Source organism: Pseudomonas fluorescens (assembly GCF_041354075.1).
GTDB classification, from domain to species: domain Bacteria; phylum Pseudomonadota; class Gammaproteobacteria; order Pseudomonadales; family Pseudomonadaceae; genus Aquipseudomonas; species Aquipseudomonas fluorescens_CE.
On record NZ_JARZGC010000002.1, the window covers coordinates 129,369 to 152,029 of the forward strand.

At 60.4% G+C, this 22,661-nt stretch carries 17 protein-coding genes and 1 pseudogene; 7 read left to right on the top strand and 11 right to left on the bottom strand.

Features of this window, described 5'->3' with window-relative positions; genetic code table 11:
* Position 1: 1 nt before the first annotated feature.
* A complete protein-coding gene (locus QIW53_RS02885) occupies positions 2–790 on the bottom strand; it encodes a DeoR/GlpR family DNA-binding transcription regulator (RefSeq protein ID WP_371048189.1) in 789 nt (262 codons plus the stop codon).
* A 72-nt stretch (positions 791–862) separates the two neighbouring features.
* Entirely contained in the window at positions 863–1,531 is a 669-nt protein-coding gene (locus QIW53_RS02890) for an ATPase (RefSeq protein ID WP_371048190.1), read from the bottom strand.
* Positions 1,532–1,766: 235 nt separating this feature from the next.
* Here QIW53_RS02890 and QIW53_RS02895 point away from each other — a divergent pair, with 235 nt between their 5' ends.
* On the top strand, positions 1,767–3,332 hold the full coding sequence (locus QIW53_RS02895; RefSeq protein ID WP_442439640.1) for a methyl-accepting chemotaxis protein: 1,566 nt from the start codon (positions 1,767–1,769) through the stop codon (positions 3,330–3,332).
* 131 nt (positions 3,333–3,463) lie between these two features.
* On the opposite strand, the gene QIW53_RS02900 is transcribed toward QIW53_RS02895, so the two are convergent.
* A complete protein-coding gene (locus QIW53_RS02900; RefSeq protein ID WP_371048191.1) occupies positions 3,464–6,253 on the bottom strand; it encodes an amino acid adenylation domain-containing protein in 2,790 nt (929 codons plus the stop codon).
* Positions 6,254–6,384: 131 nt separating this feature from the next.
* On the bottom strand, positions 6,385–7,311 hold the full coding sequence (locus QIW53_RS02905) for a LysR substrate-binding domain-containing protein (RefSeq protein WP_371048192.1): 927 nt from the start codon (positions 7,309–7,311) through the stop codon (positions 6,385–6,387).
* Between the two features lie 143 nt (positions 7,312–7,454).
* Between QIW53_RS02905 and QIW53_RS02910 the strand changes: the two genes are divergently transcribed.
* Together QIW53_RS02910 and QIW53_RS02915 are read left to right on the top strand one after the other, a co-directional pair.
* A complete protein-coding gene (locus tag QIW53_RS02910) occupies positions 7,455–7,859 on the top strand; it encodes a RidA family protein (RefSeq protein ID WP_371048193.1) in 405 nt (134 codons plus the stop codon).
* An 89-nt stretch (positions 7,860–7,948) separates the two neighbouring features.
* The gene (locus QIW53_RS02915) at positions 7,949–8,443 is read left to right on the top strand and encodes a PaaI family thioesterase (protein WP_371048194.1); all 495 of its coding nucleotides are present in this window, start codon (positions 7,949–7,951) and stop codon (positions 8,441–8,443) included.
* A 45-nt stretch (positions 8,444–8,488) separates the two neighbouring features.
* Here QIW53_RS02915 and QIW53_RS02920 read toward each other — a convergent pair whose 3' ends face one another.
* Complete coding sequence (locus tag QIW53_RS02920; protein WP_371048195.1) at positions 8,489–9,886, bottom strand: MFS transporter; 1,398 nt, start codon at positions 9,884–9,886, stop codon at positions 8,489–8,491.
* 495 nt (positions 9,887–10,381) lie between these two features.
* A complete protein-coding gene (locus QIW53_RS02925; RefSeq protein WP_371048196.1) occupies positions 10,382–11,395 on the bottom strand; it encodes a GlxA family transcriptional regulator in 1,014 nt (337 codons plus the stop codon).
* A gap of 192 nt (positions 11,396–11,587) precedes the next feature.
* Between QIW53_RS02925 and QIW53_RS02930 the strand changes: the two genes are divergently transcribed.
* Entirely contained in the window at positions 11,588–12,013 is a 426-nt protein-coding gene (locus QIW53_RS02930) for a hypothetical protein (protein ID WP_371048197.1), read from the top strand.
* Positions 12,014–12,041: 28 nt separating this feature from the next.
* Here QIW53_RS02930 and QIW53_RS02935 read toward each other — a convergent pair whose 3' ends face one another.
* From QIW53_RS02935 to QIW53_RS02945, 3 genes and pseudogenes are all read right to left on the bottom strand, one after another.
* Entirely contained in the window at positions 12,042–12,692 is a 651-nt protein-coding gene (locus tag QIW53_RS02935) for a response regulator transcription factor (protein WP_371048198.1), read from the bottom strand.
* Between the two features lie 92 nt (positions 12,693–12,784).
* A pseudogene (locus tag QIW53_RS02940) lies at positions 12,785–13,174 on the bottom strand (lecithin retinol acyltransferase family protein); the annotation flags it as partial.
* Between the two features lie 182 nt (positions 13,175–13,356).
* A complete protein-coding gene (locus QIW53_RS02945; protein WP_371048199.1) occupies positions 13,357–18,834 on the bottom strand; it encodes a trifunctional serine/threonine-protein kinase/ATP-binding protein/sensor histidine kinase in 5,478 nt (1,825 codons plus the stop codon).
* 257 nt (positions 18,835–19,091) lie between these two features.
* On the opposite strand from QIW53_RS02945, the gene QIW53_RS02950 reads away from it, so the two are divergent.
* Both QIW53_RS02950 and QIW53_RS02955 read left to right on the top strand, forming a co-directional pair.
* Positions 19,092–19,490, top strand: a complete 399-nt coding sequence (locus QIW53_RS02950) for a response regulator transcription factor (protein WP_371048436.1) — start codon at positions 19,092–19,094, stop codon at positions 19,488–19,490.
* 277 nt (positions 19,491–19,767) lie between these two features.
* Positions 19,768–20,715, top strand: coding sequence for an MBL fold metallo-hydrolase (locus QIW53_RS02955; RefSeq protein ID WP_371048200.1), 948 nt, complete (start codon positions 19,768–19,770; stop codon positions 20,713–20,715).
* Between the two features lie 321 nt (positions 20,716–21,036).
* On the opposite strand, the gene QIW53_RS02960 is transcribed toward QIW53_RS02955, so the two are convergent.
* Positions 21,037–21,378 carry a hypothetical protein gene (locus tag QIW53_RS02960; RefSeq protein ID WP_371048201.1) on the bottom strand — a complete coding sequence of 114 codons (342 nt, stop codon included), beginning with the start codon at positions 21,376–21,378 and terminating at the stop codon, positions 21,037–21,039.
* 208 nt (positions 21,379–21,586) lie between these two features.
* On the bottom strand, positions 21,587–21,967 hold the full coding sequence (locus tag QIW53_RS02965) for a response regulator transcription factor (RefSeq protein ID WP_371048202.1): 381 nt from the start codon (positions 21,965–21,967) through the stop codon (positions 21,587–21,589).
* A 362-nt stretch (positions 21,968–22,329) separates the two neighbouring features.
* Between QIW53_RS02965 and QIW53_RS02970 the strand changes: the two genes are divergently transcribed.
* Positions 22,330–22,661: hypothetical protein (locus tag QIW53_RS02970; protein WP_371048203.1), on the top strand; the 332-nt coding region annotated here is incomplete at its 3' end.

The following is a 22,661-nucleotide window of genomic DNA, read 5'->3' on the forward strand; positions in this document are numbered from 1 at the left end:
CTCAGACCAGCGCCTGCACCACTTCGATGCCTAACCGGCGATAATCGTCGATATCGCCCGACGCCACATGTCGTTCGGTGATCAGCAGATGGATGCGGTTGCAGGGGGCGACCACGAAGGGTTCGACGGCCCCCAGCTTGTCGGCCGTGGTCACGGCGATCACCTGGGAAGCACTGTCGATCAGTGCCTGCTTGACCGCCATCTCATCAAAATTCAGCGAGCTGATGCCCACGTCGGGATGGATCGCGCAGACCCCGGTGAACAGCAGGTCGGCCTTGATTCCCTGCAACAGGCGCAGCGTCTCGTGACCGCTGACCGACAGGGTCGTGAGGTTCAGTTCACCGCCGGCCATGATCACCTTGATGCCCGGGTACTCGGCGAGGATGATCGCGGTCATCGGCGACGTAGTGACCGCCGTGATCCGGATGTCCGGGCGCAATGAACGGGCGATCTGCAAGGTGGTGCTGCCGGAGTCGAACATCACGATCTGGCCGTCCTCGACCCGGCTGGCAGCGAGTTGCGCCAGGTGGGTCTTGACCTCGTCAGTCTCGCTGACCCGGGTGAAATAATCCTTGCCGGTATCCTTCGGCCGGGGCAGCGCCCCACCGTGCACCCGCTGCACCAGCCCGGCCGCAGCGAGCTCCGCGAGGTCGCGGCGAATGGTGTCTTCGGACACGCTGAAATGCTGGCTCAACTCGGCGGACATGACCTTGCCGTCACGTTCGAGGATCAGCAGGATCTTTTGCCGACGCAGGTGCGGCAGCTCGGCGAAGGAATGCGCGTCTTGCATGTTTATGCCTGGATATGCGGGTTTATGCGAGATTAGCCAAACCCGCCCGCAAAGGCAATTGACCCGGCGTGATCAGTTGCTCGCGATCTGGGCGACGTTGCCCGACGTCACCAGGGCCTTGAGCGAGGCGTCGAATTGTTGCAACGCATTCACTTGCAGCGCGGTTTGCTGCTCGATCTGCGCAGCAATCTCCGGTGCTGCCTTGCCTTGCAGCCACACCGACGGCATCTGCTGGGCGCGCGCGCCTTCCGCCTGGCCGATGTATTGCAGGTTCGAATCGTAGAATTTCGCCAGGACACGGGCTTCCACCTGGTCATTGCGCTTGGACACCAGTCGGCTGTAGGTGTCGAGCATCACTACCACGTCCGGGTGCGCCTGCACCAGTGCGTCGAGGTTGTCGTAAACGGTCACCGAAGCGAATTGTTTGTGCAACGAGCCCAGCACCCAGTCGATGGCCCGTTTCGGGTCGGAACTGTTGACGAAGGCGTTGCTGATGCGCGAGTCCAGTGCGGGGTTGTTCGCCCCCTTGAGCGCCACCGAATGGTATTGCTCGAGGTAGTCGAGGGTATTGAGGGTGTTTTCGCTGTAGAGCACGCCCACCGATTGGCCCGGCTGAAAACTCACGGCACTGTCGGCGACCGGCAGGAAGTGGCACGACGGTTCGGCAGCCGTGGCCGGTGCGGTGAACGCAGCACTGCCGGTGAGTACAGCAACGAGGGTCAGCCAGGTAGGGATTCTCATCGCACGGTTCCTTCGAAGGCGAATTCGGTATGTGGCTATCCTCCTCTCTTGGCGAAAAAACAGAACTTGCGTTTATCGATGGTCGTCATCAATTAAACCAATGGTTGGGCTGGACGACGCTTTAAACGACAAGACAAACTATTTTCCGACGTACAGCAGGTGTTTTTCGTGCTCCTTGCTAACCTTTCGCTCTGGGAAGCCGATGGCTGTGCATCAGGAAAAGGAGCAACACAGATTGAGAAACAACCAACCAGTCACGCAGCACGAAGTTGCCCTGGGACCTCAGCAGAAACTCATCTCGACCACCGACTCTCAAGGCAACATCACCTATTGCAATGACGCCTTCGTCGAGATCAGCGGTTTCAACCGGTCAGACCTGATAGGCGCGCCCCAGAACATCGTTCGGCACCCCGATGTGCCGCCTGCCGTTTTCGCCCACATGTGGAGCGCACTCAAGCAAGGCAAGCCCTGGATGGGCATCGTCAAGAACCGCTCGCGCAACGGCGACCATTACTGGGTGAACGCCTACGTGACGCCGGTGTTTGAGGGCAGCAAGATCGTCGGTTACGAATCGGTACGGGTGAAACCCGACGCCGACCAGATACGCCGCGCCGAACACCTCTACAAACGCATCAGCGATGGCAAGGCGGTGCTGGGGGCCAGCGATAAATGGCTGCCGGCCCTTCTCGACTGGCTGCCCGTGCTGGCGATGGGCGCGGTGGGCACACTGGGTGGTGCGCTGCTGGGCACCACACCGGCGATCATTCTCGCCGTCGCCGTTTCGCTACCGATCGGCCTGCTGGTGTCGCGCCGGCGCAATCAAGGTGCGCTGAACGTGTTGCAGATGACGGAAGCCACCACGTCCGACGGCTTGATCGCCAAGATGTACAGCGACGCCCGCGGCCCCCAGGCACGCCTGGAGACGGCGTTCGTCAGCCAGGCCTCGCGCCTGAAGACCTGTCTGACCCGCCTGCAGGACAGCGCCGAACAGCTCAACGGGTTGGCGGGCAGGTCCGACGGCCTGGCCGCCGACAGCTCCCGGGGCCTTGAGCGCCAGCGGGTCGAGACCGAGCAGGTGTCGACGGCCGTGAACCAGATGGCGGCGACCACCCAGGAGGTGGCCAGCCATGTCCAGCGCACGGCCGATGCCACCCAGGAAGCCAATGTGTTGACCGGACGCGGACGCGAGGTGGCCCGCGACACCCGCGAAGCCATCCAGCGCCTGTCGGCGGTGGTCGGCGAGACCGGGGATTCGGTGGCGCAACTGGCCAGGGACAGCAATGAAATCGGCATGGTGGTCGATGTCATCAAGGGCATTGCCGACCAGACCAACCTGCTGGCCCTGAATGCCGCGATCGAAGCCGCCCGTGCCGGTGAGATGGGGCGTGGTTTTGCCGTGGTCGCCGATGAAGTCCGGCAACTGGCACAGCGCACCACCGAATCCACGGCGCAGATCCACGGTTTGATTTCCAAGTTGCAGCACTCTTCCAGCAACGCGGTGAAGACCATGGAAAATGGTCAACGCCAGGCAGAAGAAGGTGTGAACTGGGTGCTGGAGGCGGACAAGGCGCTGGTGGGCATCAGCGACGCAGTGGCGAACATCACCGAGATGACCACGCAAATCGCCGCCGCAACCGAGGAACAAACCGCCGTGGCCGAGGAAATCAGTCGCAACATCACCACCATCGCGACCCTGGCTGACCAAACCTCGGAACAGGCCCGGCATTCTGCCGACCTGAGCAAGGAACTGACGCAAACGGCGCAGACGCAGTATTCGCTGGTGGAGCGCTTCAACCGGTAATTGCCCCACCTGCTCCTGTAGGAGCGAGCTTGCTCGCGATGGACTTAAGAACGCCACGTTTCGTCAGGAAACACGCGTTATCGTTAACGACCATCGCGAGCATGCTCGCTCCTACAGGGGACGGTGTTTCGTCAGACCACCCGCTCCAGTGAATCCACTGCCGCTTTCTTTTTCCCCCTGCTCCACAACATCACCAATACCCGCACCCCCTTGTTCCACGCGTAAGCCACCGCCACGCCGCCGACAATGGCCAACACCACGCCCAGTACAGGCTGTTCGGCGATGCGCTTTGCCACCGACCAGAACTGGAAGTGGGTCAGGTAGATGAACAAGGTCGATGAGGCGATCAGGGCCAGCCCTTTTGACAGCAGGCCTGGCACGGGAATCGACTTGATCCAGATCAGCGCCAGAACGCCCGGGACGGCGATGTCTATGTACTCCCTGGCGACCGAGGCGTGCCGGTACAGGTACAGCAAGTCTTCCCCGCCCATGATGATGACGGCCAGCGCGCTGACCACCCACTTCTGTACGCTGGAATGGGCGTAGTGAATGGCCATGCCGAGCACCATGACCGCCAGGTAGTGTTGCGGCACCCGGTTGTACAAGGCGCTCGCATCAAATAACCAGGCACTGATCGCAAGGTCCATCACGGCCAGCGTGCAGGCAGCGATCACCAGGTTCTGAAACGGATTGGCCATGATCACTCGCCTGACCCGTTCGAACGACAGGGCAAAGCCGATGATCACGATCATCTGCACCAGCACCTCGATGTACCAATAGGTGAACACCCCGATCACGCTCTCGGGAAACCAGTTGGAAATGAGCAGCAGGGTTTGCCAGTGGAATTTATCGAAGACCACCTGCACCAGCATGGCGTAGAGAATCGTCGGCGCGGCAATCGCGGCAATCGACTTGCCCAGCGAACGCGCATTGCCGCGTTCATTGATGGCTTGCAGTTGAAAGCGCGCCAGGGCGATGCCGGAGACGATGAACAGCACCTTGGTCTCGCCCACGATCGGCCATCGGGCGAACACGTGAAGGTGGCCGATGACAATGAACAGGATGGAAATCACCCGCAGCAGCACCGGCAGTTCCATGGCTCGAACGGAAAAGCTCGACGACCGGGTTTTCTGCTTCAGCCCGCACAGTTCGCGCACCGGCATCAGCTCCCAGCGATCTGGCAAATGGCCAATCAGCTCCTCGAGGACCATCGAGGCCTGCACGAACGACAGTGAATCCCCACCCAGTTCGACGAACGACAGGCTGGTATCCAGTTGCGGCACTTCAAGGATTTCCGACCAGGCCGCCACCAGCTCCAGCGTCAGGGGCGACAGCTCCTGGGCGGGCGCAACGGCTGCCCCCAGGTTCAAGGCCAGGGTGGGCAATGCGCGCTTGTCGATCTTGCCATTGGGTGTCAGCGGAACGCTGTCGATGAACACGAACTGCGCGGGCACCATATAGTCCGGCAGTTGCTCGCCAAGGTGCTCGCGCAATTGCAGCGGGGATACCTCTGCCGTGGCCACGCAATAGGCAATCAGCCGCTGGCTGGATGAGTCCACCTGGGCCAGCACCACTGCCTGCTTGATGCGCGGATGCCGGGCCAGTACAGCCTCGATTTCACTCAATTCGATGCGGTGCCCGCGAATCTTGACCTGACTGTCACCCCGGCCCAGAAACATGACACTGCCATCGGCCTGATAACTGCCAAGGTCACCGGTCTTGTAGCAGATGTCCTGTTCGATCCGGGTAAAGGGGTTGACCACGAACCTGTCGCGGGTCAGCGCCGGATCGTTCCAGTATCCCAGTGACAAATAAGGGCTGCGGATCAGGATCTCGCCGACCTCGCCTTCGGCGGCCTGTTGCCCGGATTCGTTCACCACCAGCAGTTGCGCGCCTTCTATGCCCTGGCCGAGCGGGATCCTGTTATTGCCTGCTTGCGGCTCGATGCGGTGAAAAGCCATGGCCTGTGGCGTTTCGGTGGTGCCGTAGAAGTTCACGTTGCCAGCGTGCGGAGCGATCACGCGAATTTGCTGGTAAAGCGTTTTGCTCAGGGCATCGCCCCCCCAGAAAAACCAGCGCAGGGCCTTGAACGTCAATGCGCCGAGCTTTGCCCCGGTTTCAATCAGCTTGCCCAGCGGCGGCGTAAGGTGGATGACGGAAATCCTCTGCGCCTGTATCCAGTTGGCCAGCGCCGACGGATCGATGAGGGTTGACTGGGCCGGGCACACCACCGTCGCGCCGATCGACAGCGGCGTGAACACGTCGCGGTAGACCGGATCATGTCCGAGGCCGGATAACAGGCAGAAACGATCGTCTCTGGAAAACCCATGCTGGCGGGTATGCCACTGGATGAAATGCACGAGCGGCGCATGGTGGGTCACCACCCCTTTGGGTTCCCCGGTGCTGCCAGAGGTAAAGGTGATGTAGGCCGGTCGCCCGGGATCGACGTCCGGCAGGCGGAGCCCATCGCTGGCGAACGCCTGCAAGGCCTCGGCGGGATCTTCCGGGATACGAATGACCGGCGTCTCGCTTTCCAGGTCAATCGTCGCGTCGCCGCACAGCAGCACGAAGGCAGGTTCGAGCGTGCGAATGATCTGATCCACCCGTGCCTTCGGATAGGCGGCATCGGCCACGGTGAACACCTGACCGCCACGCAACGCGCCCAGCATGGCGTAGACCAGCCCTGCACAGCGACTCGCAACGATCACCACCCGGTCGGTTTCAGTGGCGCCCCTTGCGATCAACAGACCGGCCAGGCTGGCGCTGATGGCTTCGAGCTGGCCATAGGTGCATTGCGTCTGTGCAGAGATGACCGCCATGGCGTCCGGCGTACGCCGCGCTTGCTCGAGGAAATCCGAGAATATCGGACGTTCAGCGCAGTATTCAAGGCTGAGTCCGGGGTTTGGGCGAAGATCGTGCATAGTGTTTTTTGACTCCGCGTGATCCATACGAAGCGGTAGTTTCGCCCCGGAACCCGGGTGATCTGACGCGCAGTGTAGCCCAAGCCAGACGGCCTGCCAGCCAAGGCAATGCACATTTGCATGGGGTGTTTTCAGGCGTCCTGACGACTCGCCACCGGCGCGTGCCGAGCCAGCAACTCGGCCACCCAATCGATGAACACCCGCAGCTTCAGGCTGATATGGCGGTTGGGCGGAAAAGCGACGTAGAGCGGCATGGTATCGAGGCTCCAGTCTTCGAACAGCGGTACCAGTTGGCCGCTGGCTTCATGGGCCCTGGACATGTATCTGGGCAACCACAGGACGCCCAGCCCGGCCAGGCCGGCTGCCAGATAGGCGTTGCCATCATCGACGGCCAGCGCGTAGCGACCTTTGACGAGCACCCTTTCGCCCTGTTTTTGCAGGGCGTAGGGCACGGGCTTGCCGGTACGCGCCCACAGGAACCCGACCACCCGATGCTCCGAATCTTCGAGGCCCCGCGGATGCGTGGGCGTGCCGACCCTGGCCAGATAGTCGGGCGCGGCAAAGATCCCCAGGGGCAAGTCGGCGACTCGCCGCGCCATCAGTGACTGATCGACCAGTTCACCGCCGCGTACCACGCAATCGACGTTTTCATCGATCATGTCGACGATGCGGTCGCTGACCCCCAGATCAATCTGGATATCCGGATAACGCGCGTAGAATTCGGGCAACGCCGGCACCAGGATCAGGCTCGCCAGCGGGCTCGGCACATCCACCCGCAACCGCCCGCGCGGCAGCGACGACGCGGCGGACAGGCTGGTCTCGGCATCGTCCATGTCGGCCAGCAGCTTGATCGCCCGCTCATAAAACACCGCGCCATCGGCGGTGACGTTGACTTTGCGTGTGGTGCGGTTGAGCAGCTTGACCCGCAACCGCGCCTCCAGTTGCTGGACCAACTGAGTCACCGTCGTCTTGCTCATGTGCAGGGTGTCGGCCGCCTTGGTAAAGCTGCCCGCCTCGACCACCCGCACAAAGGCCTGCATCGCATCGAAACGGTCCATCACAGCCCCTCGTCGCCTGCGGATTGTTTGGCTTTCCCAAACAGTGAGCACCAAGGTTGCTCGTTTATCGCGCCAGTGCAAGCCCCTAGAGTGCCCCTATCGCAGGTTTCGGGTCGCGTCGGACCCTTTTCTGGAGGCACTGTATGACACAGCGTGATGTGGTTTTCCCGCCGGGGCGCCAGGCGCTTTATGAACGCAATCGTTATTCGCCGGCCGTCAGGTCCAACGGTTTTCTGTTCGTATCAGGGCAAGTCGGCAGCCAGGAGGACGGTTCAGCCGAACCCGATCTGGAAGCCCAGGTCAGGCTCGCGTTTACTAACCTGAACGCGATTCTGGGCGCGGCCGGTTGCTCCTTCGACGATGTGGTCGATGTCACCGTCTTCATGGTCGACCCGCAATCGACGTTCGAGCGCATCTGGAAGATCGTGCCGGAATTCTGGGGGCACGCGCCGCACCCGACACTGACCGGCATCGGTGTCACCTGGCTGTACGGTTTCCAGTTCGAGATCAAGGTAATTGCCAGGCTGCCACACGCCACCGACGAGTGATCTGTCGCCGACGTCGGGTTTACGCTGCTCACCCCGGGCTGTTCAGCGTTAGAATCCATCGGGTTTGGATCACTTCAAGGATGCCCGATATGGCCAGCCACGAGACTTCCCTGCAGGACAGCGCCGCGCCCGATGGCGTTTGCTACGGATGCGGCGGCAGCAACCCCCATGGACTGCACATCAAGAGCCATTGGCATGAAGACGGGGTGCACGTCATCGCCGAGCACCTGCCCGAGGCGAAGTATTGCGGCTGGCCGGAACTGGTCTACGGCGGGCTGATTGCGATGCTGGTGGACTGCCATTCCAACTGGACGGCGATGGCCTACCACTACCGCCAGGAGCATCGCGAAGTCGACAGCCTGCCGCGCATCAATTGCGTCACCGGCAACCTGGGCATCAAGTTCATCAAGCCGACGCCCATGGGTGTGCCGCTGACCTTGAGCGCGAAAGTGGAAGGTGAAGTGGGACGCAAGACCCGGGTCATCTGCGAGGTGTATGCGGGGGACGTGCTGACGGCGGTCGGGGATTCGCTGTTTGTCCGTGTGGACACCGGGCAGTTGGCCGCTCAGGCTCATGCCCGGTAAACGGAAGAAGGCGCCCTTGGCGCCTTCGACTCGATGGCGACCGGCTTAAAGGTCTGTGATTTCCTTGTGGCGTGGCACCAGCAGTTTCATCCCGCTCCACGCCACCAGGTAGGCCAGCGCACAGATGGCGAACATGATCATGTAGCCGGTGTGAATGTCATTGACCGATTTGTAGTAGTCGAACACCCAGCCACCGATCTTGGTCATCACCACACCGCCCAGGCCACCGGCCAGACCGCCGATACCCACCACCGACGCTACGGTTTTCTGCGGGAACATGTCGGACACCGTGGTGAAGATGTTGCACGACCAGGCCTGGTGCGCCGAGGCACCGACGCCGATCAGCAGCACCGGCACCCAGAAGCTGATGTAGCCCAGTGGCTGCGCCAGCAGGACCAGCAACGGGAAGAACGCGATCACCAGCATGGCTTTCATGCGACCGTCATACGGCGCATCGCCACGCGCCATGAAATAGCTGGGGAACCAGCCACCGCCGATGCTGCCGACCATGGTCATGCTGTACAGCACCGCCAGTGGCCAGACGATGGCAGCGCCCTTCATGCCGTACTGCGCCGACAGGTAGGTGGGCAGCCAGAACAGGAAGAACCACCACACGCCGTCGGTCATGAACTTGCCGAAGGCAAAGGCCCAGGTCTGGCGGTAGGTCAGCAGCTTGAACCACGAAACCTTCTTCTCCAAAGCGCCCGGCTCGGGGGCGGTGAGGGTCTGGGCGTCACTGCGAATATAGGCCAGTTCCTCGGCGGAGAGGCGTTTCTGCTGTTCCGGCTTTTCGTACAGCGCGATCCACAGGATCACCCAGACGAAGCCCAGCATGCCGATCACGATGAACGCCGCTTCCCACCCCCAGAGGCCGGCGATCAGCGGCACACAGATCGGTGCCAGGACAGCGCCGACGTTGGCACCGGAGTTGAAGATACCGGTGGCGAACGAGCGCTCCTTTTTCGGGAAATATTCGGCCGTGGCCTTGATTGCGATCGGGAAGTTACCCGCTTCGCCAATCGCCAGGACGGCGCGCGACAACATGAAACCGGCAATGGACACCGGGATCACCGCCAGGCCGAAGGCGCTGCACACGGCGGCGATCCCCTCGCCCATCGGCACGGAAAAGGCGTGCATCATCGCACCGGTGGACCAGATGCCGATCGCCAGCACATAGGCCTTTTTGGTGCCGATCTTGTCGACGAAACGACCGGCGAACAGCATGGAAATCGCGTACACGAACTGGAACACCGAAGCGATGTTCGCGTAGTCACTGTTGCTCCAGCCGAACTGCGACGACAGATCGGGCGCCAACAGGCTGAGCACCTGGCGATCCAGGTAATTGACGGTGGTGGCGAAAAACAGCAGCGCACAGATGGTCCAGCGGTATTTACCGACGGCCTGGCCGACACGTTGCGCATTGATGGGCTCGTTGAGATTCATGGCATCACTTTTGTTGTTGGTGTTGGGTGATGATCGCTCGGGGTCGAGCGAGATCGGTGCTCACGCGCAGCACGCCGCTTGGCGCGTCGCGTCAGGCGAACAGCAGGTGCATCAGGAAATGGGCGCGGTCGCCAGGGATAACGGGGATGCCGAGAGGAAAGATCGAGCGATCGATACCGGACCACAGGGAACGAGGTCGAGGGAGGTGCGTAGGCGGATGGTGTTCATGATGAGGCCCGGTTTTTTGTTATAGGGTTTTGTAACATCATATGTCGTCGTACAACTGCGCCTTTTATAGCGACTCCCCTGCCCGCCGTCAATCAGCAAAATGGCCGTTCGTCTCAGCATTAACCTTCGTTCAGGCACACCTCTACGAGCCATGGCGCGATGCACCCTGGCAGTAGGCGTATAGAGGGATGAGGTGCGAATATGTCGTACGACAACACATCTCGACCGATTGTGGTATCGGTCATGAGGACCCGATCAAGGTAAGCCTCACTTGACCAGACGTTTTTCCTTGGACGGACGATAGCCGAAATACGAGCTGTAGCACTTGCTGAAATGGCTCGGCGAAACAAAACCGCACGCCACCAGCACATCGACCTGGGACAACTCCGTGTGCTGCAACAGACGCCGCGCTTCGGTGATGCGCAGTTCCATGTAATAGCGCTGCGGTGTGGTCCCCAGTTGTTCCTTGAACAGGCGCTCCAACTGCCTGCGGGAACGCCCGGCGTAGACAGCCAGTTGCTCCAGCTCCAGCGGTTCCTCGAGGTTGGCGTCCATCAGCTTGACCACTTCGCGCAGGGGCGCGCTCACGCAGATGTTTTCCGAGGGTTTGATTCGCCGGTAGCGTGATTCCTCGAACGCCAGGATGTCTTCGATGCCCTCGACCAGCGCCTTGTCGTGCAGGCCCTTGATCCAGTCCAGCGCCATGTGGAAAGCCCCCGACGGACTGGATGCCGTCAACCGGTCGCGATCGATGACGTAGGGTTCGCTGGTCACATGGGTGGCCTTGGCGATTTCCGCCAGGGCGGGCCGATGTTCGGGGTGGATTGCACAACGGTAACCGTCCAGCAAGCCGGCGATCCCCAGGAACCACCCGCCATTCCACAGTCCGGCGAGGTTGACGCTTTGATCGGCAGCCATTCGCAACAGGTTGATCAGTTCGTCATTGGCCTTGAGTTCAGTGCGATAGCCGCCACAGATCACCAGCAAATCAAGGTCGTGGATGGCCGGTGCATCGATCCGCGCATCCGGGCGAATGACCAGCCCCAGGTCACTGACCACTTCACCGTCGTTCAGGCCGAACGTGCGCGATGAGAACAGCTTGGGGCGCAGCAGGTTCGCGGTGACGATGGTATCCAGAGCCTGGGTGAAGGCCGGCAGGGAGAAATGCTCGAGCAGCAGAAAGCCTGTGCGCGTGTGTTGAACAGGCGAATTGGGGTTTTCGTTCAGGTAGCGAAGGTTTTTCCCCTTCATGCCTCCGCTGAATTGGCGACGTTCGATCAAGGTTCAGGGCACTCGGTTACGTTAACGAACAGGCCGTCAGGATATCGCAAATCTGCGGGCGTTCACCCATCTACTGCAGAAGTGACGCTGCCCCGCCCGGAAATCCAATGGAACCTGGGGTCTTGCGGTGTTTTCGAAGGATTACGAGCGCTGATCCTTTCCCGGGCGAAGCGCATTGGAGAGGAACATCCGATGAACATTCGAGTGCTGCTTCTGATCGCCAGTTTCAGCCCTACCCTGGCATTCGCCGAAGGCTGTGACGTGCTGACCCGCTCCCAAAGCCCTTCGGTGCCGGTCGTCGAGTCCCACAGCTGCTATGAGTACGAAGGCATGCCGGTCAACGCCATCGACTGGTCGTGCAGCAATGAAAGCAAGGAAATGCTGACCGCCACCAAGAAAAAAGTCGCCCAGTGCGATGATCATTATCAGGCCACCTGCGTTGCGACACTGACCCAGGAATCACTGGCCAACCCGCATTCGACGAGCAAGGACAAGAATGCCAGGTCGCCCAACATTCCGGATAACGCCAAAGTCACTACCTACTATTACGACGCCGAGCACTTGAGCCAAGTGAAGGTGGATTGCGAGTCGGGCGGCGGGCATTGGAAAACGAAATAGCGGCGTCGCTGTGGAAGCGCGCCTGGTTCTAGTGATCCAGGCGCTCGCCCAGTGCCTCCGCCATGCGCACCAGGTCGGCGAACGACTTGGCGTTCATTTTTTTCATGGCATGCCCACGGTGAATCTTCACGGTGATCTCGCTGAGGTTCATCTGCCCGGCGATCTGCTTGTTCATCAGGCCTTTGACGGCCAGGGCCATGACTTCCTTCTCGCGTACGGTCAGCGTCTGATAGTGGCCATGCAGATCCGCAAACTGATGTTCGACTTCCCGGCGTTTGACATCGGTCTGCAGCGCCGCCGAAACCGCGTCCAGCAGATCCTGCTCGCGGAACGGCTTTGCCAGGAAGTCCACCGCCCCGGCTTTCATGGCCTTGACCGACATCTCGATGTCGCCATGCCCGGTGATGAAAATGATCGGAATACTGGAGTTGGTGCTGGTCAGTTGGCGTTGAAACTCAAGACCGCTGGCACCTTGCAACCGGACATCGAGGACCAGGCAACTGGCATTGTCGCCTTTGGGCTGCTGAAGGAATTCGGCCGTGGAGGCAAAGGTTTCAACTTGAATGCCTGCCGAACGCAGAAGGTTGCTCAACGCGTTGCGCATGGACTCATCGTCATCCACCACAAAGACTGTGGGGCTTTTATTGCCTTGCTTGCTGGATGGTGAATGCTCGCTCATGCACAGCCCCAATAAGAATAAGTGTCGTACACCACTTTATCTCACATCGGCGGGCACGCAAGCCACGATGCCTTTTCAAACTGCGCCGGCATTCAGGCAATGAAGTACGACTCCAACGCACGCAAAAGTGAAAGCACGTAACGTGGACCTTGAAGAAACGCCCGGACTTGCGCACTGCAGCTTCTACCGGTGATGCACCAACTGCAGAAATGCTCACAGTTGTTGGACAGTATGCTGTATTGCCGCTCCCCGACCCGTGAACGGGCGCGACTCACCACTTCGTCGACTGAATACTCGCTCGATTCCTGCACCACCCACAGGGGTTTGCCACCGGCGAAATGCTCGAGATCGACCACTTCGACCGGGCCGGCCCGGAACGAGCCGCTGAACCCGGCATAATGGATGACTTCTCCCCCTCCCAGATAAATGCCATGGTGCAGGTAGAAACTTCGTGGGCTCACCAGGTGTGAGCCCGCCGGGAGCATGTCTGCCTGCCCTGCAACGGACAGAAGATCACACTCACTGCTCAAAGCCATCGTCAGAGTATTCACGATACGTTCTCCGCAAACCTTGATAACGACTATATCGCCGGGGTTGCGGAGCTACATTTGTACCTGTGACTACTTCAAGCGACCATTCATATAGCTCTGTTCAAACCTAAGTATTAACCTTCGGCCTGTTGCAGCGGCAAGGTGAATTGAACGATGGCCCCACGGGGACGATTGGCACTGGCCCACAGCCGTCCGCCATGGGCTTCGATGATCGAGCGGCAGATGGACAGGCCCATGCCCATTCCCGTGGGTTTGGTGGTGTAGAACGAAGCGAAGATCAGCTCGGTGTTTTCAGCAACGAACCCCGGCCCGGAATCACGCACACTGACCAGCACGCCTGCGGCATCGTCCAGGGTTGCGCCGATCACCAGGTGACGCTCGCCCTCCTCTACGCCATTCATGGCTTCGAGGGCATTCATGATCAAGTTGAGCAACACTTGTTGCAGCTCGACACGGTCGCCTTCGATCGCCGGCAGGCCGTCCTGGATCTCGGTGAGCAGCGACGCACCATTCTTGATGATCTGGCCGCGGGTCAACTCGATCATTTCGCCAATCGCCCCGTTGATGTCCACCGGGCCCTTCTGCGGCGGCGCCTTGCGGATGTGCTGGCGAATGCGACCCAACACATCGGCGGCACGCCGGGCGTCGAGAATCAGGCTGCCGAGCACGTTGCGAACCTCATCGATCTGCGGTGGTTGCTGGCCCATCCAGCGCAAGGCGGCATCAGCGTTGAGGATGGCGGCGGCAATCGGTTGATTGACCTCGTGGGCAATCGAGGCCACCAGTTGCCCCATGGTCGCGACGCGGTTGGCGTGGGCCAGTTCGGTTTGCACTTCGCGATAACGCCGCTCGCTGTCGCGGATTTTTTCTTCGGCCTGCTTGCGTTCAGTCAGGTCCAGCACGAACGCCACCCCTTCCTTGCTGTTGGCCTCGAACATGGCCAGGCCGACAATCACCGGCAGGCGAGCACCGTCCTTGGTGAAATATTCCTTCTCGTACGGTTGCGCATAGCCCGTACGCACCGCTTCGGCCAGATGGTGCTCGCTGATTTCCCGGAACGCCGGGGTGGTCAGGTCGCGCCAGCGCAGCCGACCCGAAGTCAGATCCTCACGCTCATAGCGCACCATGCGCAGAAACGCATCGTTGGCCTCGACGATGTCGCCGTTGGCGTTCCACACCAGGATGCCGATGATATTGGCATCCACCAGCCGCCGGATCCGCCCTTCCCGCTCGGCGACTTCGCGGTACAAGCGCGCATTTTCCAGGGAAATGGCCGCCTGCGAAGCCACCAGTTTCAGTACGGCAATTCGCGAGGGGCTGAATACCCGCGCGGTCAGGTTGTTTTCAAGATACAGCGCGCCCGTCAGCTTGGCCTGGTTCATCAACGGCAGGCAGAGGATCGAGCGGGCGTGATGCTGGCGGATATAGGGATCGTCGGCGAACGACGGCTCGGTCATCGCATCATCCAGCGCAATGCTCTCACCGGTGCGCAACACAGGGTAGAGCAGCGACTCCGGCAGCGATGCCGATGCCAGCGGCTCGTCGCGCAACTGCGTCGGTTCGTTGCCCATGGTCACCTGCGCGGCGACACGATGCTCTCCGGTGTCCGAAAGAATCAGTACGCCTCGCTCTGCCCCGGCCTGCTCGATGGCCGTGCGCATGATGACGTCGATCAGTTTTTCCAGGACGATTTCACTCGACACCGCCTGGGACACCTTGATCACGGTGGCCAGGTCGAGGTGTTCGACGGGCGCGACCATCGTCGTCGTTGCCGCCAGTGCCTGGGTTTCGGCGCGCAATGACGGGTAGCGCGCCTCGAGCTGGCGCACCTTGCCATCGGCGCCCCAGCGCAGGTAACCGTAGCGAGCGTCCTGCAGGTAGACGCTGGCCACTTTGCCAAGTCCACGGGCCGCATAGAAGCGCGACGCCAGTTCGTTGGCCAGCGCTTCGATGTGCACGAAACCACTTTGCTGCGCGCTATGGATGGACTGTTCGAACAGCAACTCGGCTTCGAGCATCCGCCCTTCAACCCGGGCTATTTCGGCTTCGACCAGTGCGGCGCGGCTGGCGAAGTTTTCCGGGCACTGTTCGGCCCAGGCCTGCAACTGCTGGTGAGCCGCAGTCATGACGGCCAGGTGCTGGGTGCGCTCGCCAATCTGCAGCAAATCACACCAGCGGGCGCGAGTCAGCGCGTCATAGAAGTAATACTCGGCCTCTTCAAAAAACAGCGACAGCGTCCACAGAAAACGCCTGGCCTTGTCGCCCGCCTGCATGGCGGCCGCCAGATCGTCGGCCAGGTAACGCGCCTGGAGCTTGCGCACCCAGTATTTGGCTTCCGCGAGCGCCAGGTCGGGATTGTTGGCCAGATGAGCTTCCATGCTGGTCTCGTCGAACTTGCCCGCATCCAGACAGCCGAAGATGGGGGCGGCCCCGCGCAGCATCCTGATCAATGCCAACTGCGTGCGCATGAAACAGGTGACCAGGCCGAAGCGCACCTTGCGCGCGTAGGCCAGGCCCCGCTCGGCTTCAATCTGGACCTCGGGCAAGGTTTCGCCGGCAAAGAAGCAGTCGGAGATCAGGCTGTTGCCGGCATAAGCCCCATACGGCAAGTTACCGGTGCGGTTGGCCGCTGCGAATGAATGGCGGATCAGGTCACGGCACTGACTGACGGGCTTCATCCAGCGTACGGCAAAAATGGAGAAGCACAGGTAAGTGCTGGCTTCGAAGCGCTTCAGCCCACGCTGCTCGACGAGCGCGCAGCCCAGTTGACCGAAGCGGAACCCGGCCTGGTAATCGCCGAAGCGCCGCCCGAACACCCTGAAGGCATTGGCATAGTGAATGCTCGATGCGTCGCAATTGCCCTTTTCCAGGCACAGGCTGATGGCCTTGCAGATCGACAGGCACGCCAGGTTCGCATCCGTCTGCAAGGCTGGCGGGAACAGCTTGCCCAAGGCGCTGACCGTCATCAGCGATGCGGCGTCCTCCATCAAGGGCAAATCGATCAGGGATTCGATTTCCCGGTCGCCAAGCAACGACCAGACATAGTCGTATTCGCGGCGTACTTCATCGTCGCCCGGGCGGGCCGACCACTCGATGCCGACATGCCGCAGGTATTCGAGGCAGACCGCGACCGCGCCATCGCTGCGGTCCATGAGCAGGTAGTCATCCATTTGCAAGCACACGACATTGCCCCGTTCGACCGTGGTCGTGGCGCGCTCCGAGAGTGCCGCCAGGCGTTTCTCCGCCACCGACAACTGACCGGTCAGCAGCTCGCACTCGGCCCGATTCAGCTCCAGCGCAAACATCAATTCGTGCAGGCGCTCCCAGGCATCGGCGTCCAGCAACTGCGCGCCCGTGGTCAGGTAATTGTGGGCCGAGGCGTAGGCCGTCGACCCCTTGGCGCGCTGGCCGGCCATCAGGTTGAACGCGGCGAGTTGCTCGCGCTCGGCCGGGTCGACAATCAGTGTCGCCCCGCGATTGAGCTGACCGACGATGTCGAAGATCGCTTCTTCGCGCTCATGCACAGGCGTCTGCGCCGCCAGTATCCGGCCAATGCGCAGGTGCGCGTCGGCGCGTTGTGCCGTGGGGATCAACGTATAGGCCGCTTCATGAATGCGGTCATGCACGAACCCATAGGCGCCTTCGAGTCGATGGACCAGCTCCAGGCGGATGGCATCCCAGAACACGGCGCGGACCTGCACCTTGCTCATGCCCAGGACGGTCGACAGCGTCGACGCACCGGCCACGTTGCCCAGGCAGGCCAATTGTTGCAGGGCGTACTGGGTTTGCGTGGGCAGGCGGTTCAGCTTGCCGACCATCAGGTCGACGATGTTGTCGGTGTAACCCTTGGCATGGATACGGTCCGGACTCCAGCGCCACTGGTTCGCCTGATGATCGAAGGTCAGCAGCTTCTCGTCTGCGAGGGCGTGCAGGAACTGAATCACGAAGAAGGGATTGCCGGCGGTCTTTTCCAGGACCAACTGCGCCAGGGGCTCGACGTGCGCGGGCTCGTCATGCAACGCATCGGCAATCAGCCGTTCGATGTGCACCTTGGCCAGCGGTGCCAGGGTGATTTCGTCGATACGCCCGTCCGCATTGCGAATCGCCTGGAGTTTGCCCGTCAACGGGTGCTTGTCACTCACCTCGTTGCTGCGATAGGCCCCCACCAGCAACAGATGCTGCACATCGGAACTGGTGAGCAGGTCCTCCAGCAGGTCGAGGGTGGCCGCGTCGATCCACTGCAAATCATCCAGAAACAGGGCCAGCGGATGCTCGGCTCGCGCAAAGACCCCGATAAAACGCCGGAACACCAGGAGAAAACGCCGTTGCGCCTGCTGCGGCTCCAGGGCTTGCACCGGCGGCGGCTCGCCAATGATCAGCTTCAGCTCTGGAATCAGTTCGGTCATCAGACCCGCCTCGGCATCCAGGGCATGGTTCAAGGCATCGCGCCACTGCGCCAGCTCGCTGTCATTCTTGCCCAGCAGCGTGCGCACCAGGCTTTGAAACGCCTGGACCAGCGTGGCATAGGGTATGTCGCGCCGGTACTGGTCGAATTTGCCGGCGGCGAACAGCCCGCGCGGTGGCACCAGCGCCTTGTGCAACTCATTGACCACCGAGGATTTGCCAATGCCGGAATAGCCGGTCACCAGCATGAGTTCGGGCGACCCGCTGGTGATACTGCGGTCGAACGCCGCGATCAGGGCGCTGACTTCCCGCTCGCGCCCGTAGAGTTTCTCGGGAATCATCAGCCGGTCGGAAGTGCCGTGCTCGCCCAGCGCGAAGGCATTGATGCGGCCCTGGGACTCCCAGTCCGCCAGGCATCGCCGCAAGTCCTGCTCGACACTGGCGGCGGTCTGGTAACGTTCTTCGGCGGTCTTGGCCAGCAGCTTCATGACGATGGCGCACAGCACGTCGGGAATGCTCGTGACCCGCTCACCCGGTGGCTGCGGTTTTTTCGCGATATGGCAATGCACCCACTCGATCGGATCGGACGCCATGAAGGGCAGCGAACCGGTGAGCATTTCATAGAGCGTGACACCGAAGGAATAGAGGTCGCTGCGCAAGTCGATGGAACGGTTCATCCGCCCGGTCTGCTCGGGCGCCATATAGGCCAGGGTGCCGGCGATGGTCTCCAGCGCCTGGCGCTCGCGAGGCAGCCGCGAGGCCAGCCCGAACCCGGTCAGCCGGGCCCGACCATCGGCACAGTTCACCAGGATGTGCGAAGGCTTGATATCTTTATGAACGAGCCCGCGCTGGTGCAGGCTGCCCAACGCCTGGGCGATGGCGATGGCCAGGTGCAGAAATGTCGCGATCGGCATGGGCGCGTTCAACAAATGGAGCAATGGCGTGCCGCCCGTATCCTCCAGCAGCAGGGAGATCTGTCCGCTCTCCCGCATCAATTCGAGCGGACGCACGGCCCAATCGCCATCCAGCTCGTCCTTGAGGGCGAATTCATGGGAAAAGCGGCCAAGGCAGGCCGGTAACGGCTGCTCGGCGGTCGGTCGCGCCACCAGGACAGGTCGGTCGCCTTGCGCACCTGAAACTGTCTCTCGACAGAACGTGCGCTCACCATCGTTCCATAAAATCTGCATGTGGTTATCCATCGGGGCGGGAACAATAGAGAGGTTGCTGACGAACCGGGGGTAAATCGTGGCACCAGCATTCAGGTTAGCTGGCAACTGGGGAAAGCACGCATGAACCGCGGATGAAACTTGAAAATAATCATTCCATAGCGCTTTCCCGCCGATCAACGACGCTTTGGTCTTATGCGCTCATACATAGGTATACCTTTTCCCCCTACTCACTTCGCGTATGTTGTACCCACGAGACAAACTTTATGAGCGCCCTGATGAATCAAGACTCGCAAACAGGCAACTACATGATTGTTGCAATCGTCGACGACGACGATTCGGTTCGCGGTGCACTTGATAATCTGCTGCGTTCCAGCGGCTACAAGATCAAGACTTACTCCAGTGCGCTGGCCTTTCTCGAAACCAGTGATCCGGCCAATACTCACTGCCTGATTTCCGACATTCAGATGCCGGGAATGACAGGGCTGGAGCTGCATCAGCAACTGCTCGCGATGGGCTATCACATCCCCACCATCTTCATCACTGCTTACCCCGAGGCGCTTCCTGCTTCGATCTCCGAATCGCCGACGTTGATTGCCTACCTGCCCAAGCCCTGCGAAACCAGCAAGCTCTTGAGCTGTATCGAAACCGCTCTTCATTCGACGCATCAAGCGTAATTTCATCCCGCGCTGAGCGCCTGGTTAAACCATCGTATAGACCTGTGCCACTGACGTATGGTTTTTCTGAACCGAGGTAGAACTGTGCCCAGGGTCCTGCGCCAATAACATGAAATCACAGCAGGCCACTGCTGTTTTCAATAAGAACGCCTGAACTCCCTGGCTGCGTCAGTTGCACTTGAACAGTTGAAAAACTTGCCTGTGCAACTCACCGGACAGCCGTCGGGCAGCGGCGACATTTCACCGGAAATTACGCCAGACACTTCGGAGACCGACCATGACCTTGCACCTGGATACCCAACTTCAAGCCCTCGAACCCACCAGCGCGTTCAACCCCGGCAGTGACGGATACGAAGAGCTGGTGGGCTCGCGCTATGCGGTGCGCGTCGGCGAAATCGACGTGCTGGTGGTCAGCGATGGCGTGCTGCCCCTGCCGACCTCGACCATGTCTACCAATGCCGATCCGGCCGACCGCGCCGCCTGGTTCAAAAGCATGTACCTGGGCCCTGATGCCTTCGACTGGGCTCTGAACGTACTGGTGGTGCGCAGCGGCGAACAGACCATCCTGGTAGACGCCGGGCTGGGCGGGCAATTCCCCGGATTCCCACGGGCCGGTCAGTTCCCCAAGCGCCTGGAGGCTGCCGGCATCGAGCTCGGGTCGGTGACGGACATCATCATCACCCACATGCACATGGATCACATCGGCGGCTTGCTCGTCGACTCGGTGAAGAAAAGCCTGCGTCCGGACGTGCGCATCCACGTGACGGCCACCGAGGTGGCATTCTGGGAATCGCCGGATTTCACCCAGACCGAAATGCCCGAACCCGTTCCGGACGTACTGCGGGCCACGGCCAAGCAGTTCATCAATGATTACCGCAGCAATGTCCGTACCTTCGAGGACGAGTACGAAGTCGCACCGGGTGTGGTCGCCAAACTCACCGGCGGTCATACCCCTGGGCACTGCGTGGTCTATGTCAAATCCCGTGGTGAACAGTTGACCTTCGCCGGTGACGCCCTGTTTCCCGTCGCCTTCGAACACCCGGAATGGCAAAACGGCTTCGAACACGAACCCGAGGAAGCCGTGCGCGTTCGCGTCCGCTTGATGCAGGAAGCGGCGGCGAGCGGCGAACTCTTCGTGGCCACGCACCTGCCCTTCCCCTCTGTCGGGCGAGTGGCCGTTGACGGCGATGCCTTCCGCTGGGTGGCGGCGTTCTGGGATTACTGATCCGTTCTGATCGGTTGCAAAAACAACGCCCCCGGCCTGCAGGCCGGGGGCGTTTTCGTTTGACGCGAGGGTAAACGCAACAAGACCGGATTTTCAGATCCCTGTGGTAGCGAGCCTGCTCGCGATGGCGTTGGGTCAGACGACATCCTGGGGGTGGAAGTCCGCTATCGCCAGCAGGCTCGCTCCCACCATGATTAAGCTGGACGCAGGCTTTTGCCTTAACCTGAGCCAAAAAAAACCCCACGTCCGGTCAGGAGTGGGGCCAAGGAATTGGTTGGTTGCGGCCAACCAAAGGAGCTCAGGGAAAACTGTTCAGGTGGATCAGATGCAATCTTGCGCGGCACGTCCAAAACTTGAAGGCAGCAGGTTCGACGCCAGCAGTTGCCGTTCGTAGATGAACACTTTGCCGCCTTTACCGTCCTTATAGGCCTCCAGTACGTTGTCCGCCGAAATCTTGCTTGGCACGACAATCCGATAGCTGCGCTGGGACTGCGACACCATCGGGTGCAACGCATTACCCTGCAATTTCGGGACGACGCAGTCGGCGTATTGCGCAGGCGTCTTGCTGGTCTGCAACGTCAGCGTCGGATCATTCGGCGCGGAGGCGCAGCCTGCGAGCAACAAAGCGGCAAACGCCACGACTGGCGCAAACGATAGGCGCATGGGTCTCATCCTGAAAAAACGGTTGATCGGACTACGGGGTCGCCTCGAGCGCCTGCCGTAAGACTGGTAAAAAATGCCCATTTACGCACCGAACTTCAGTGCGCTTGATGCCGGCAATTATCTGGCACTGGCGCACAAAGGAGAACTTGCGTTTGGTGATGGTGACTATTACTCACGGCAATAGTGCGCTCTGCTGGCGTGGTACGCCTTAGTCGGTCAACTGAACGCCTATCACCTGCTGCACATGCGCCATGAGCTGACGACCGCTGAAGGGTTTCTTGAAATAGCCGGCAGCGCCCAGTTCACGCGCTTTCAATGCGGGATGATCGCCCATGCAAGCGGTGATGAAAATAACCGGGAATTGTTCTCCCCGTGCCTGCAAAGCCTCCAACAGTTCAAGCCCGCTCATGCCAGGCATGCGTATATCCGAGATCAGACAAGCGATCGAATCATCCGGGGCAGACGCAAGAAAGTCTTCTGCACAGGCGTATGTTCTTGAAATATATCCCATTGATCTCACGAGGCTATCCAACGAAACACGGATGGTGTCGTCGTCATCGACGATCGAAATGATTGGTGTGTTTAACAATTAGCTCAACCTTCAATGATAGGAGCTATCTGATAAAGCCCCGTGCACTTGCAGACTGTCACTGGCAATCAATGGTTACAACATACATGCGTATAAGTCTGACCATTAAACATTCACGACAACAATGTTATCCAAACGCTCAAATAAGTTTGCGACGGTTACTTATACCAAAGTATGGATCCGCCATACCTAGATACCCTTGGGAAAACCCTACGCATAAGTGACGTGCTATTTCATTCCTTTAATATTTAACCCGTGACGCCAAAGACAAAAAGACAGTAGCAACCGCTCAATGACATGAAAGCCCACCACTATTCCAAGGTTTTCGTGAAAGAGCCTACCGATTATTCAGGGTGAATATGATGAAAAACTCCGACTTGGGCCTGGCCATTGCTTTTCTTGCTGCGAGCGGTTTGATCGCTGGACATGTACTGGCTGGCGAAAACTGCGCCGATCCGAATGTGGTTGCTGCACGTGAGAACAATGCAGAGGACGAGACGACGCCACCGGTGCAGCAATACCGGACACGGTCAGCGCCCACTCGAATCGCCGAAGGCGGCTCGGATCGCCTGATCGAGCGCCGCGTGGCCGAAGGCGGCTCCGATCGCCTGATCGAACGCCGTGTGGCCGAAGGCGGCTCCGATCGCCTGATCGAACGCCGTGTGGCCGAAGGCGGCTCCGATCGCCTGATCGA